Genomic DNA, 13,098 nt, shown 5'->3' on the forward strand with positions numbered 1-13,098 from the left:
TCTCCCCGTGGGGGAGAGGGGGCGCGATGGGGAGGGCGGGCTTTGAGTGGCTCACCTCTCCCCCACGGGGAGAGGTCGGCCGCGCAGCGGACGGGTGAGGGGGAGGCGCGCGGCTCAGCCGCGCTCGGCGAGCGGGTGGGTGCGCAGGCGCAGGGGGTCGTAGAACGGCGTGCGCACCACATTGGCCTCATAGCTCTTGCCGTCGTCCACCACGGTCACGGCGGTGCCGAGGGTGGTGAGCGACGGGATGATCGACACCAGGGCCAGCGACTTCATCAGATGCTGGCTGAATACAGTGGAATTCACCGTGCCCACTTCCTGACCGTCCTTGAGGATCTTGGCGCCAGGGGTGATGGCGGCGGAATGCAGCACTTCGAGCCCGGCCTGGTGGGTGCGCTCGGTGCCCTTGCGGGCCATCAGGGCCGCCTTGCCGCGAAAATCCGGCTTGGAGAGGTCCACCGTCCAATCCATCAACACTTCCCACGGCGTGGTGTCCTTGTGGGGCATGTCGAACGGGAAGAACAGCAAGGCGGCTTCCACCCGGCCGAAATCCAGGCAATCCCACGACACCGGCATGATTCCGTGAGGCTTGCCGGCCTCCAGGATCTTGTCCCACACTTCGACCGCATCCTTGGCCTTCACGAACACCTCATAGCCGCGCTCGCCGGAATAGCCGCCGCGCGCGAGCGAAACCGCGATGCCGTAGAGGGTGGTCGGCGCATGGCCGAAATAGGGGATGCCGGCGATATCGAGCGGCGTGCCGGGCTGGAGGATCTCCAGCGCCTTCGGCCCTTGCAGGGAGAGGATGTGCACGTCGTCGTCGCGCGCGAAGGTGACGTCCAGCCCCTCGGTGAGGAGCGGGAGCACCTCCTCGGTGGCGCCGCCGCCATGGGAGAGGCGATAGGCGGTGGGGCTGTCGCAATAGATCAGCACGTCGTCGATGAGCCCGCCGTCTTCTCCGACCATGGAGGAGATCATGGAGCGGCCGGGCGCGATCTTTGCAACGTCGGAGGTGACGAGGCGGTTGAGGAAGGCGGTGGCGTCGGGACCCGAGACGTTCACGATCTTCAGCGCCGACACGTCGATGAGGCCGGCGCGGGTGCGCACGACGGCGACCTCCTCATAGGGATCGGTGGCGTAATGCTGGGGAATGGCGGTGTCGTTCCAGGATTCTTCCAGCTTCGATCCGAGCGCGCGGTGACGCTCGTTCAGGATCGACTGGCGCAATGGCGTCGGGCTCATTCTTTGCGTCCCCTCAGGCTCTGCAAGGCGGGGTCATCCTTGTGCGAGGGGCATTTTCTGTCAATTACTTTTCCTGAGAAGAAATCTTTTGACTAACGCGCCCAAAGAATAGGCGACATAAAAATGGTAAGTCGTTGCTTTCGCATACCTCGCCTATTTTGTGTGCATTTCTGTGCCTGCTTTTGGTTCTTGCGTCCGACGGAGCATTTGGCAATCTGTTTCTGCGGCGGCAAAAAAGTTCACTGAGGGGAACAGCGCGCCGGGGACATTCACCGCTCGCGTGCTGAGGCGCCGGGCGTTCGGAGCAAGCGTCATGTCGCAAGTCAAAATGTGGGGCCAGGAGGAATTCTGGGGCCTCGGGTTCGAGTGGGACCCGCAATGGCTCCTCACCCCCGCCCAGAAGGAATTGCAGGCCAAGCTCATCGCTTTATGCGAAACCACGCTGCGCGCCAACGCCATCGAGAGCGACGCGCAATACATCTATCCCCGCAAGAATTTCGAGGCGCTCGCCACCCTCGGCCTGCTGTCGCTGACGGTGCCCAAGGACCTTGGCGGCCTCGGCGAAAGCCATGTCTGCGCGGCCATGGTGGTGGAAACCATCGCGCGCTACGGCTGCCCCTCCACCGCCATGTGCTACACCATGCACCTCGGCGCCGTGGCGGCGGCCTTGTTGCGCTATCACGACAACGTCCGCCTCACCGACATTCTCAAGCGGCTCGACGCCGATGTGCTGATCGGCACCCTGTCCTATTCCGATCCCGAGACCGGCTCGCACTTCTGGTATCCCATCTCCTCCAAGGCCGAGGCCTTCGGGGATGGCTGGAAGATCACCAAGAAGGCCTCCTGGACCACCTCCGGCGGGTTTGCCGACTGGTACATCCTCCAGACCACCAGCCCCGGCTTCTCGGGCGATTATTCCGACCTCTCCTGCTTCCTGGTGCTCAAGGACGACGTGAAGTCCAATCCGTCCGAATGGGACGGCCTCGGCCTGCGCGGCAACCAGTCCGGCCCGATCCAGGTGGAAGGCGTGGTGATCCCCAAGGACGCCATGGTCGGCCCTATCGGCGACGGCGCGAAATCCAATGACGAGGTGGTGGACCCGTTCTTCCTCACCTGCTCCTCCGCCTGCTGGAACGGCATCTCGCTCGCGGTGATCGACATCGCCAAGCGCCACACCACCCGCAAAACCCACAATGACGTGGGCATGCGCGTCGCCGATTATCCGACCATCCAGGATTATGTCGGCGAGGCGATCATGGACACCAATGCGTGCCGCGCCTTCGTCTTCCAGATGGCCCAGGCGCTCGACAGCGTGACCAATAATTGCGACTGGTCGATCCACAAGGACCTCGACGCGCTGCCCCGCTCGGCGCTGCTGCATTGGCTGTGGCAGGTGAAGTTCGAGGCCGCCAAGAACGTCACCCACGTCACCGACAAGATGCTGCACGCCTGCGGCGGCACCGGCTATCGCCCGGCGCTGCAGATCGAGCGCTATCTGCGCGACGGCAAGGCCGGCTGGGTCATGGGCCCCACCAATGAAGTGCTGCGCCAGTTCGTCGGCAAGGCCTCGCTGCTGGGCTTCGAGAGCCTGGATTACTGGAACAAGTCCATCAACCAGCGCATGCTCAACAATGAAGTGAAGAAGATGGACGACGCGCAGAAGCGCGCCTTCGCCGAGAAGCTCCTCGCCGAGCTTCAGCCGGCCAAGGTGGCGTGAACCGCGCCGCCATGCAGCCGGACGCCGGAAGCCGCGGCACGGATGCGCACCAGGGGGGACAAGGCTTGTCCCTTCTGCCGGCTTCGGTCACCTTCCCGGCATCGGGCGTTCCGCTCGGTGCCGGCGGCCTTGCCGTCGCCGGAGAACGCGGGAGCAAGGAGCGCCTTCCACCCATGACCCGCATTGATCTCGACGCCCGCTTCGATCCGCGCGAACTGCGCAATGTGCTCGGCCGGTTCGCCACCGGCATCGCCGTGGTGCTCGGCCGCGACGAACAGGGGCCGCTGGGCGTGACGGTGAATTCCTTTTCCTCCGTCTCCCTCGACCCGCCGCTGATCCTGTTTTCCATGGCGCGCTCGCTGCAGTCGCTGGCGCGGCTGGAGAAGCTGCAATTCTTCACCGTGAACGTGCTGCTGGAGGGGCAGGAGGAATTGTCCAACCGCTTCGCGCGCGGCGGCGCCGACAAGTTCGCCAATGTCGAGCTTCACGAAGGCCATTCCGGCGCGCCCTTGCTGCGCCCGGCCCATGCGGCCTTCGAATGCGCCGCCTATGCCCATTATGACGGCGGCGACCATGAGATTTTCGTCGGCCGCGTGGTGCATTTCCATGCCGAGGGCGAGGGCGCCCCGCTCATCTATTACCGCGGGCGCTATCGCTCGCTGACCGATCCGGACTGAAGCCCATGGATGCCATCGCCGCGCCTCCCCTCTCTTCCGGTCCGCCTTCGGCGCCCCGCTCGCTCGCCGAGCGCCGCGTGGTGCCGGGCGGCGGCTGTGCCGCCTTCGCGCTGAAGGCGGGCGATGAAATCCGCATCACCGATCCCGAGGGCCTCCAGGCCGCCGATCTCTTCGCTTTCGACGGCACAGGCGCGGATGCCGCGCCAGCGCTGGGGCTTGACGCCGCCCCGCGTGGCGCGCCGCTCTCCGCGCGCCTGGCCGGGGAGGGTGGGGCGGAGGTTGCCCGCCTGCTGGCGCAACGCGGCATCGATACCGCCGCGCCGGCGCGCATCCTGCTGGGCGAGAGCGATGCGCCGGGCGCCGAGGCGCGCCTGACCGCGCTCACGGATCTTCTGGTGGTGATCGCTGCCGGCGGCCCGCTGATGGCACCCGACGAGCAGAGCCCGCCGACGGAGCTGAAGGTCGACGTCTCCCGCGTCGCCGGCTCCCTGCCGGACCTTCCCCCGCCGCTGGGCGAAGTGGTGCTGGACCTGCGCATTCCCGCCGCCCGCGCCAAGGCCTATCGCGTGAAGGCCGGCGATTATATCCAGATCATCGACGTGGAAGGCCGGCAATGCTCCGACTTCCTCGCCTTCGATGCCAAGGCGCTGGACGAAGAGGGGCTGGAATACGGCCTCGATTCCACCACCACGCGCACGCTCATGGGCTCGGCCTTCCCCGGCCCCGGCCTGCATTCGAAATATTTCGACGAGCGCCAGATGCCGCTGGTGGAAGTGGTGCGCGACACCGTGGGCCGGCACGATACGTTCGCGCTCGCCTGCTCGGCCAAATATTACGAGGACATGGGCTATCCCGGCCACGACAATTGCTCGGACAATTTCAACCTCGTCCTGAAGCCTTACGGCATCAAGGAGAAGCGCGGCTGGCCGGCGATCAATTTCTTCTTCAATACCTGCGTCGAAACCTCAAATGCGCTGACCATGGACGAGCCCTGGTCGCGCCCCGGCGATTATGTGCTGCTGCGGGCCATGACGGACCTCGTCTGCGCCTCCTCCTCCTGCGCCGACGACATCGATTCCGCCAATGCCTGGCATCCGACCGACATCCATGTCCGCGTCTATGACGGCGGCACCCCCATTTCCAAAGGAACCGCGTTTCGCATGAGCCCCGAAGCCGAGCCGCGCCTGACGCGGGAGAGCGCCTTCCACCCCCGGATCGCCGAGCAGACCCGCAATTTCGTGGAATATCGCGGCTTCTGGCTGCCCACCTGCTTCACCGGCGCCGGGCCGATCGCGGAATATTGGGCCTGCCGCGAGAAGGCGGCGGTGATGGATCTTTCGCCCCTGCGAAAGTTCGAGGTGACCGGCCCGGACGCGGAACTGCTGCTCCAGCGCACGGTCACGCGCGACATCCGCAAGCTTTCGGTGGGGCAGGTGGTCTATACCGCGCTCTGCTACGAGCACGGCGGCATGATCGACGATGCCACCATTTTCCGCCTCGGCCCGGCGAATTTCCGCGTGGTGTGCGGCGAGGAATTCACCGGCAAATGGCTGCGCGACAAGGCCGCCGAATGGGGCCTGAAAGCCTTCGTCAAATCCTCCACCGACCAGCTCCACAATATCGCCGTGCAGGGGCCGCTCAGCCGCGAGATCCTGGCCGAAATCATCTGGACCTCGCCGGTGCAGCCTTCGATTTCCGAGCTGAAATGGTTCCGCTTCGCCATCGCCCGCCTCGGCGGGCCGCAGGGGCCGGCGCTGGTCGTCTCGCGCACCGGCTATACCGGCGAACTCGGGTTCGAGATCTGGTGCCATCCCAAGGATGCGACCGCGCTGTGGGATGCGGTGTGGGCGGCCGGCGCGCCCAAGGGGATGACGCCGCTCGGCCTCACCGCGCTGGACATGCTGCGCATCGAGGCGGGGCTTGTCTTCGCCGGCTATGATTTCTGCGACCAGACCGACCCGTTCGAAGCCGGCATCGGCTTTGCGGTCGCGAACAAGGACGAGGATTTCGTCGGCCGCGAGGCGCTGTTGCGGCGCAAGGCCAATCCGGCCCGCAAGATGGTGGGGCTTCTCATCGGCTCCAATGACGATGTGGGCCATGGCGACCCCATCTATAGCGGCCGCGCCCAGGTGGGCGTCGTCACCAGCGCCACCAAGTCGCCGATCCTGAAGCAGAATATAGCGCTGGCGCGGCTCGATATCGCGGCGGCGGAGGCGGGCGGTCCGATCGAGATCGGCAAGCTGGACGGCCACCAGAAGCGCATTCCTGCGCAGATCGTGCCGTTCCCGCATTTCGACCCGCAGAAGACGCGGGTGCGGGCGTAAGGGGCGAGCTTTTGGCGATGGGCTGGCCTTGCCCCTCACCCGTCCGCTGCGCGGCCGACCTCTCCCCGTGGGGGGAGGTGAGGGGCCGGGCGGTGTTCCGGCGAGGGGTGTTTGGGCGAGAGAACGCAAAACCCCCTCTCCCCGCTGGGGAGAGGGGTGGGGTGAGGGGGGCGGCGCAGGCGTCGGGCCTTGGAATTTTGACCTGAAGCGGAAAGGCATCATGAGCGATCAAGGCATCAAGAGCCGGCCCAAATATGCGCCGCTGGAACTGGACCTGGCCGGGCGGCATCATCTGCTGCTGGTGGACGGTCCGGCGCTGCCTGCGGAGGCCCTGGCCGAGGGGTTCGAGCCGACCGCGTTCGAAACCTGGACCGTGGTGAACCGCAGCGCGCTGCTGCCCGTCTCCGTGGTGGATGCACAGGGCGAGAGCGTGCGGCCGTTCCGCGCCAACGGCCATCTGTTCTCGGCCCTGGAAGAGCGTCTCGCGCGCGAAACCATGGGCCTGCGCCTCTACGCCACCGGCTCCGAGCCGTTTCTGTGGGATGTGTTCCGCATCGCCGATAAGGCCGGCATGAGCCGCCAGGAAATCCGCCTCGCCCATGCCGGAAGCAAGGCCAGGCGGGTGTTCTGCGTGCATTGCCGCACCTATGGGGAAGGCGTCACCACCTCCATCTTCACCTGCGGCGGCTGCGGGGCGAACCTGTTCGTGCGCGATCATTTCTCCCGCCGGCACGCGGCCTTCATGGGCGTGCAGGTGGATGCCGAAGTGCCCGGCGCGGTTCCTGATGCCGAGGAGCTTTACGCATGATTGCTTCAGGTCCGATCCCGGTCCGCATCCATGAGATCGAACAGCTTTCGCCCACGCTGAAGCGCTTCGCCTTCGCGCCCTTGCACGGCGGGCCGCTGCCGACGCCCTCCGCCGGCGCCCATGTCCTGGTCACCCTGCGCCATGAGGGGCGGGTGATGAAGAATGCCTATTCCCTGGTCTCCCCGCCCGAGAGCCGGGCGCGCTATGAAATCATCGTGCGGCACGTGGCCCAGTCGCGCGGCGGCTCGCGGTTTCTGCATCAGAGCGTGGCGCGCGGCGACGTGATCGAGATCGGCGTTCCGGGCAATCTGTTTCCGCTTGCGGCCAAAGCGCGGAAGCATCTGCTGATCGCGGGCGGCATCGGCATCACGCCGCTCTTGTCCTATGTGCCGGCGCTGAAAGCGCGCGGCGCGCGGTTCGAGCTGCACCAGCTGTGCACGGCGGACGAGGCGCCGGTGTTCGAACAGCTGCTGGCGCCCCACGCGGCGGGAGAGGACATCTTCATCCACGGCAACGGGCGCGCGGCGTTCGATCTCGCCGGGATTTTGGCGCGCCAGCCGCTCGGCACCCATGTCTATACCTGCGGCCCGCGCGCGCTGATGGATGCGGTGATCACGAGCGCGGCCGCGCTCGGCTGGCCTTCAGGCAAGATCCACCGCGAGAGCTTCGGCGATGCCTCCGGCGGCCTGCCGTTCAAGGCGGTGCTGGCGAAATCCGGCATCGAGATTCAGGTCGCCGACAACCAGACCTTGCTGGAGGCGCTGGAGGCGCAGGGCATCGCCGCGCCCTGCCTGTGCCGCGGCGGGGCGTGCGGGGAATGCAAGCTCGATGTGCTGGACGGCGAGGTGGAGCACCGCGACGACTTCCTCTCGGCGGAGGAGAAGGCCTCGCAGAAATTCATGATGCCCTGCGTCTCGCGCGCCCGCACCGCGCAGGTGGTGCTGGATTTTTGAAAGTGTCTCCCTCTCCCCGATGGGGAGAGGGTTGGGGTGAGGGGCGAGAGAGCCCCTTCGGCGACCTTGTTCGTCCGGAATGGCTCTGCCCCCTCACCCGTCCGCTACGCGGCCGACCTCTCCCCGTCGGGGAGAGGTGAAACCCCGGCGGCCCCCTCTTTGGGGTGGGCTCGGTCAGCTCCCTCTCCCCGAGGGGGAGAGGGCTGGGGTGAGGGGCGAGGGGCCCTTTCGGCGAGCTGGAATTCGTCCGGAAAGGCTCTGCGCCCTCACCCGTCCGCTACGCGGCCGACCTCTCCCCGTCGGGGAGAGGTGAAACCGAGTGGTCGCCTCTTCGGGTGGGCTCGGCTAGCTCCCTCTCCCCGTCGGGGAGAGGGTTGGGGTGAGGGGGGCGCTTCTCACGCCGCGCCGATGCTTCTGCGGGGGATGCGGCGTTCCCCCTCCCTAACCCTCCCCCGCACGCGGGAGAGGGGATGTTCCCAGACTTTCTTCGTGACCGGAAGGATGTGCCATGACCCTTCAATTCAAGCCCAATGAAACCTTCCGCCGCGACTTCACCTATCGCAATTCCAGCGCGGCTATCCTGCACTTTCCGTTTCCGTTCCCCGAAGACCAGTACATGTATTCGGTGAACATCGAGCCCCATGTGAAGGGCGGCGCGAGCCCGGCCTATGACCATGTGTTCGATGTCGACGAGCATTATGTCGCCGAATGCCGCGAGCGCGCGCAGGTGCTGGCGGAAGATCCCAAGCGCTGCCAGGTGCTGCCGCACATGATGGCGGCGCAATGGGACACGCTCGAACTCATCATGGAGAATCTGGCCGCCGATTATCCCGAGCATTTCTCGCTCACCAAGGCGGGCGATTTGTGGACCTGGATCAACCGGCCGCTCGGCCTCCACCAGAGCTTCACCTTCGGCAAGGCGGAAACCCTGCCGTGCCCGCCGTTCGAATATATCACCCGCCAGGCCCAGGGCGATTTCACCTTGCAGGACCAGCGCGAGGACAATCTCTATGTGGACGGCGGCATGGTCACCACCCAGGCCGACTGGTCGTTCGAATTCGACATCGGCATGAGCTTCCACGAATGGCACGGCCCGGTGCCGCTGGCGCATGAGCAGGGGGTGTTCGACCGCGCGCTGAAATATCTGCTGCGCCTGCAATATGGCGCGCCGGTGCGGCGGCTGAACTGGACCATGACCATCAATCCGCGCCTCGACACCTCGCCGGAGAATTATCCCGTCTGGGGGCCGGACAAGGCGAGCGTGACGCCGGAGAACGTGGGGCAGAAGGTGCATCTGCGGGTGGAATTGCAGACGCTGTATCGCCTGCCGCGCTCGAACGCGATCCTGTTCGGCATCCGCTGCTATCTCGCCAGCCTGGAGGAGGTGGCGCGGGTGCCCAAATGGGGCAAGCGGCTGCATCGCGTGCTGCGCGATCTGCATCCCGACATCGAGGCCTATAAGGGCCTGCCACGCTTCCGGCAGATGGCGGTGGACTATCTCGCCCCGCTCGACGATGGCGCGGCGCTTTCCAAGGGTATCCAGAGCGAACTGACCACGCTCTGAGCCGAACAGGGCAGGGCCGCGCGGCCCCGCCCTTTTCGGGGTTACGCCGGCGCGGCGGCTTCCTGCACGCCGACGGTTTCCTTGGCTTCCTTCACCATCGTCGCCGCCGCCAGGCCCACCAGCGAGATCGCCGGCAGCATCAGGATGGCATAATGATAGGCCTGCGCCGAATATTGCCCGGTGTCGCCCGAGCCGCCGACCAGATCCAGCACCAGGCCGAACGCCCATTCCGCGATCCCGCCCGCGAGCATGATGATCATGTTCGTGGAGGCGAGCGCGGTGCCCGTGACGGTGTGGGGATTGTGCTCCACGACGGTGGCAAAGCAGATCACCTGCGAGCAGGAAGCCAGCCCCAGCAGGAGCAGCAGCAGATAGGCCACCGGCAGCGACATGCCGGGAATGACCGCGATCACGAAGGTCACAACCACCGTCGCCGCGCTGGCGTAGAGCAGGATCGGCCGGCGGATGCCGAGCTTGTCGGAGGCAAAGCCGGCGAGCGGCCCGCCCACCAGCCAGCCCACATACATCATGGAAACCGCGCCGGTGGCCTCAAGCTTCGAGGCGCCGGTGACGGCGGAGATATATTCCGCGCCCCACAGCGCGCCCAGGATCGACAGCGGCATGTAGAGCGCCGCGCCGATGATGCCGAGATACCAGCTCTGCGGGTTCGCATAGACGATGCGCAGCGCCCGCAGCACGTTGGGCTTGTAGGGATGGGGCACGTCGGTGCCCGCCGGCGGGCGGCTCGGGATCACGAACACGATCAGCGCCGTGATGCCGATGCCGACGAAGCCCGCGCCCACGAGCGCGCTCTGCCAGCCGAGCGTTTCCACCATGCGGGCGATGCCGGCATTGCCGATGATGGCGCCCGCCATGCCGAGCGAGGTGGTGAGCCCCGAGAGCCGTGCCAGCATGGAGCGGGGAAACCATTCGGCCGCGATATACATGGTGCCGACGAACGCGAACGCCGAGCCGAAGCCCTGCGCGAACCGCGCCGCCACCAGGAAGAAGCTGCTGGAGCCGATGATCTCCAGGAACGCGCCGGAGGTGCAGATCAGCGCCGAGACCACCAGCACCTGCTTCACGCCGAAGCGGTCGATGATGGTGCCCGAGATGAGCTGCATGGGCGAATAGACGAGATAATAAGTGCCCGCCGCCGCGCCCAATGCGGCAGCCGACAGGCCGAAATGGCTTTGAAGTTCCGGCTCCATGGCGGAGGGGGCGACGCGGACGAAGAATTCATACAGATAGAACAGGGCCGCGGTGCCCCAGATCATCCAGCCGTGCAGGGATGCCTTTCCCTGAAAGCCGGGTCCGCGATCCTCGATAAGCATGTCCCCCGCTCCAATGCGACCCGTTTCAAACAGGGTCCCATGAAGCCATCGGCAGGCCAAGCGGTTTTGCTTCCACTCTGCGGTGTGCAGCGCGGCAAATGTGGAAAAATCTCAAACCCTTGAGCGCGGCGGCGCAGGTTTTCTCAGCCGGGGCTCGCCAGCAGGTGCACGCTGAACAGGCGCTCGGCGTCGGTCCATGCCGCCTCGCTCCGCCAGCCGGCATTGGCTGCGAGGTCGGCGAAGCCATCCAGCGTGTATTTGTAGCTGCATTCGGTGTGCAGGCTTTCCCCCGCCGCGAAATGATAGGCGGCCCCCTCCAGGTGCACGGTCTGCGCCTCGGCGCTGACGAGGTGCATTTCGATCCGGCTCGCCGGCGCATTGAAGAAGGCGCGGTGCACGAAGGCCGACAGCTCGAAATCGGTGCCCAATTCGCGATTGGCGCGCACCAGCACGTTCTTGTTGAACTGCGCCGTCACGCCCGCCGCGTCATTATAGGCGGCATGGAGCCGGCGCGGGTCCTTCACCAGGTCCACGCCCACGATCATGCGGCTGCCGGGGCCGAGGGTTTCGCGGGCTTGGGCGAGGAAGTCGCGCGCGTCGGCCGGTTCGAAATTGCCGATGGTGGAGCCGGGGAAAAAGCCCAGCAGCGGGCGGGCCCGCGTCATCTGCGGCAAGGCGAAGCGCTGGGTGAAATCCTCCGCCAGCGGCAGGATCTCGATGCCCGGATAGGCGCGGCGCAGGTCGGCGGCGGTGCGCTCCAGGAATTCGGCGGAAATATCCACCGGCACATAGGCCGCGAGATGGGGAATGCGATCCAGCAGCAGGCGCACCTTCACGCTGGCGCCGCTGCCGAATTCCACCAGCACCCCGCCCGGCGGCAGCAGGACCGCCAGATCCTCCGCATGGTCGCGCAGGATGTCGATCTCGGTGCGGGTGGGATAATATTCGGCCAGCTGCGTGATCTGCTCGAACAGGGCCGAGCCGGCGGCATCATAGAAATATTTCGGCGCGAGACGCTTGGTGCGGGCGGACAGCGCGAGCGCGAGATCGCGGGCGAATTCCGCACTCGGGGCCAGCGGCTCCGCGCGTTCGGCGGCATGGGACAGGGGCATGAGGTCTCCTCGATCAGATCGCTTCGTCGGCGAGGCGCAGTCCGGTGAACTGCCAGCGCTGATGGGGATGGAAGAAATTGCGATAGGTCGCGCGCTCATGCCCTTGCGGAGTTGCGAGTGAGGAGCCGCGCAGCACCATCTGGTTGATCATGAACTTGCCATTATATTCGCCGAGCGCGCCAGGGGCGGCGCGATAGCCGGGATAGGCGCCATAGAAGCTGCGCGTCCATTGCCACACCACGCCGAAGGCATCGGCGAGGAGGCCCTTGCCGGCCGCCACCTCGAACGCCTCTTCCGTCGGCAGGGATTTGCCGGCAAAGCGGGCGAAGGCGTCGGCCTCGTAATAGCTCACGTGGCAGACCGGGGCGGTGAGATCCACTGGCCGAAGGCCGCCGAGGGTGAGGGCGAACCAATGCCCGTCCACCTGCCGCCAATAAAGCGGCGCCTCCCAGCCGCCGGCCTGGACGGCGCCGAAGCCTTCCGACAGCCACAGCAGCGGGTCGCCATAGCCGCCGGCTTCCATGAAGGCGAGCCAGTCGCCATTGGTGACCAGATGCCGGTCGATTTTCGTCGGTGGCACCAGCACCTGATGGGCGGGCCCCTCATTGTCGAAGGAAAAGCCCGTGCCCTCGTGGCCGATGCGATAGATCCCGCCGGCCAAAAGCACCTGTTCGCGCGGATCCTCCCCCACGTCCGGCCCGGTGGACGGGGCGGTCCAGGCGGGATCAAAGGCGGGGTTGGTGGGGTTCTGGGAAAAGGCGTGGAGAATGTCGGTCAGCATCAATTCCTGATGCTGCTGCTCATGGTTGAAGCCGATCTCCATCAAGGCGGCGATGGCGGGGAGGCGGGCGTCCTCCACCTGTTCCAGCAGCGCGATCACCGCCGCGTCCACATGGGCGCGATAGGCGCCGACCTCTTGTGCGGTCGGACGTGAGATCAGCCCGCGCTTGGGCCGCTCGTGGCGCGGGCCGGCGGAGACATAATAGGAATTGAACAGGAAGGCGAAGCGCTCGTCGAACGGCACATAGGTCGGCGCATGCGCGCCCAGCACGAATTGCTCGAAAAACCAGGTGGTATGGGCGCGATGCCATTTGATGGGGCTGGCATCGGGCATGGACTGGAGGATCTGGTCCTCGGCGGAAAGGGGGGCGGACCGCCGCTCGGTTTCCCCGCGTATGGACCGATAGGCCGCGATCAGGCCGGAACGCTGGGCCGTTGCCGCAGTTTCTGTCCGGGCATGCGATGCGGCGGGCGCGGCCTGGGATGGCCAGGACATGGGCTTCTCCATTTTCCGCCGGCGTGATGCCTGACCGGCAGCTTGATCGGGTCCAACGTCGGGTCCGCCCGCCGGTTCCGAAAGGGGGGGC

10 protein-coding genes are annotated in these 13,098 nt (G+C 66.2%); 6 read left to right on the forward strand and 4 right to left on the reverse strand.

The features are described 5' to 3' along the window. Positions 1–114: 114 nt before the first annotated feature. Positions 115–1,242: an aminomethyl transferase family protein gene (locus tag V5G24_RS07935; RefSeq protein ID WP_394084708.1), complete on the reverse strand. Its 1,128-nt coding sequence runs from the start codon at positions 1,240–1,242 to the stop codon at positions 115–117. A gap of 313 nt (positions 1,243–1,555) precedes the next feature. Between V5G24_RS07935 and V5G24_RS07940 the strand changes: the two genes are divergently transcribed. The 6 genes from V5G24_RS07940 to V5G24_RS07965 all read left to right on the forward strand — a co-directional run bounded on the left by V5G24_RS07940 (position 1,556) and on the right by V5G24_RS07965 (position 9,285). After that, entirely contained in the window at positions 1,556–2,959 is a 1,404-nt protein-coding gene (locus V5G24_RS07940; protein ID WP_394084709.1) for an acyl-CoA dehydrogenase family protein, read from the forward strand. A gap of 173 nt (positions 2,960–3,132) precedes the next feature. Next, a complete protein-coding gene (locus tag V5G24_RS07945; protein WP_394084710.1) occupies positions 3,133–3,636 on the forward strand; it encodes a flavin reductase family protein in 504 nt (167 codons plus the stop codon). 5 nt (positions 3,637–3,641) lie between these two features. Beyond that, positions 3,642–5,960 carry a trimethylamine N-oxide demethylase gene (locus tag V5G24_RS07950; RefSeq protein ID WP_394084711.1) on the forward strand — a complete coding sequence of 773 codons (2,319 nt, stop codon included), beginning with the start codon at positions 3,642–3,644 and terminating at the stop codon, positions 5,958–5,960. A gap of 220 nt (positions 5,961–6,180) precedes the next feature. After that, a complete protein-coding gene (locus V5G24_RS07955) occupies positions 6,181–6,768 on the forward strand; it encodes a dimethylamine monooxygenase subunit DmmA family protein (RefSeq protein ID WP_394084712.1) in 588 nt (195 codons plus the stop codon). Next, complete coding sequence (locus tag V5G24_RS07960; protein ID WP_394084713.1) at positions 6,765–7,721, forward strand: PDR/VanB family oxidoreductase; 957 nt, start codon at positions 6,765–6,767, stop codon at positions 7,719–7,721. Before V5G24_RS07955 ends, V5G24_RS07960 begins: the two co-directional genes overlap by 4 nt. 508 nt (positions 7,722–8,229) lie before the next feature. Continuing rightward, positions 8,230–9,285 (forward strand): heme-dependent oxidative N-demethylase family protein, encoded by a 1,056-nt coding sequence (locus V5G24_RS07965; protein ID WP_394084714.1) that lies wholly within the window; start codon positions 8,230–8,232, stop codon positions 9,283–9,285. Between the two features lie 41 nt (positions 9,286–9,326). Here the strand turns inward: V5G24_RS07965 and V5G24_RS07970 are convergent, their stop codons facing one another. From V5G24_RS07970 to egtB, 3 genes are all read right to left on the reverse strand, one after another. Beyond that, positions 9,327–10,619 (reverse strand): MFS transporter, encoded by a 1,293-nt coding sequence (locus tag V5G24_RS07970; RefSeq protein ID WP_394084715.1) that lies wholly within the window; start codon positions 10,617–10,619, stop codon positions 9,327–9,329. 143 nt (positions 10,620–10,762) lie between these two features. Further along, complete coding sequence (egtD, locus tag V5G24_RS07975; protein ID WP_394084716.1) at positions 10,763–11,731, reverse strand: L-histidine N(alpha)-methyltransferase; 969 nt, start codon at positions 11,729–11,731, stop codon at positions 10,763–10,765. A 13-nt stretch (positions 11,732–11,744) separates the two neighbouring features. Beyond that, positions 11,745–13,007 (reverse strand): ergothioneine biosynthesis protein EgtB, encoded by a 1,263-nt coding sequence (egtB, locus tag V5G24_RS07980; RefSeq protein WP_394084717.1) that lies wholly within the window; start codon positions 13,005–13,007, stop codon positions 11,745–11,747. Between the last annotated feature and the right edge of the window lie 91 nt (positions 13,008–13,098).

It is taken from the genome of Roseixanthobacter finlandensis, from assembly GCF_043195105.2.
Classification (GTDB): Bacteria; Pseudomonadota; Alphaproteobacteria; order Rhizobiales; family Xanthobacteraceae; genus NCEH01.

Coding starts and splice junctions, on each gene's coding strand:
- V5G24_RS07955 (WP_394084712.1), top strand. CDS start 6,181: ATGAGCGATCAAGGCATCAAGAGCCGGCCCAAATATGCGCCGCTGGAA.
- V5G24_RS07945 (WP_394084710.1), top strand. CDS start 3,133: ATGACCCGCATTGATCTCGACGCCCGCTTCGATCCGCGCGAACTGCGC.
- V5G24_RS07970 (WP_394084715.1), bottom strand. CDS start 10,619: ATGCTTATCGAGGATCGCGGACCCGGCTTTCAGGGAAAGGCATCCCTG.
- V5G24_RS07940 (WP_394084709.1), top strand. CDS start 1,556: ATGTCGCAAGTCAAAATGTGGGGCCAGGAGGAATTCTGGGGCCTCGGG.
- egtB (WP_394084717.1), bottom strand. CDS start 13,007: ATGTCCTGGCCATCCCAGGCCGCGCCCGCCGCATCGCATGCCCGGACA.
- egtD (WP_394084716.1), bottom strand. CDS start 11,731: ATGCCCCTGTCCCATGCCGCCGAACGCGCGGAGCCGCTGGCCCCGAGT.
- V5G24_RS07935 (WP_394084708.1), bottom strand. CDS start 1,242: ATGAGCCCGACGCCATTGCGCCAGTCGATCCTGAACGAGCGTCACCGC.
- V5G24_RS07965 (WP_394084714.1), top strand. CDS start 8,230: ATGACCCTTCAATTCAAGCCCAATGAAACCTTCCGCCGCGACTTCACC.
- V5G24_RS07960 (WP_394084713.1), top strand. CDS start 6,765: ATGATTGCTTCAGGTCCGATCCCGGTCCGCATCCATGAGATCGAACAG.
- V5G24_RS07950 (WP_394084711.1), top strand. CDS start 3,642: ATGGATGCCATCGCCGCGCCTCCCCTCTCTTCCGGTCCGCCTTCGGCG.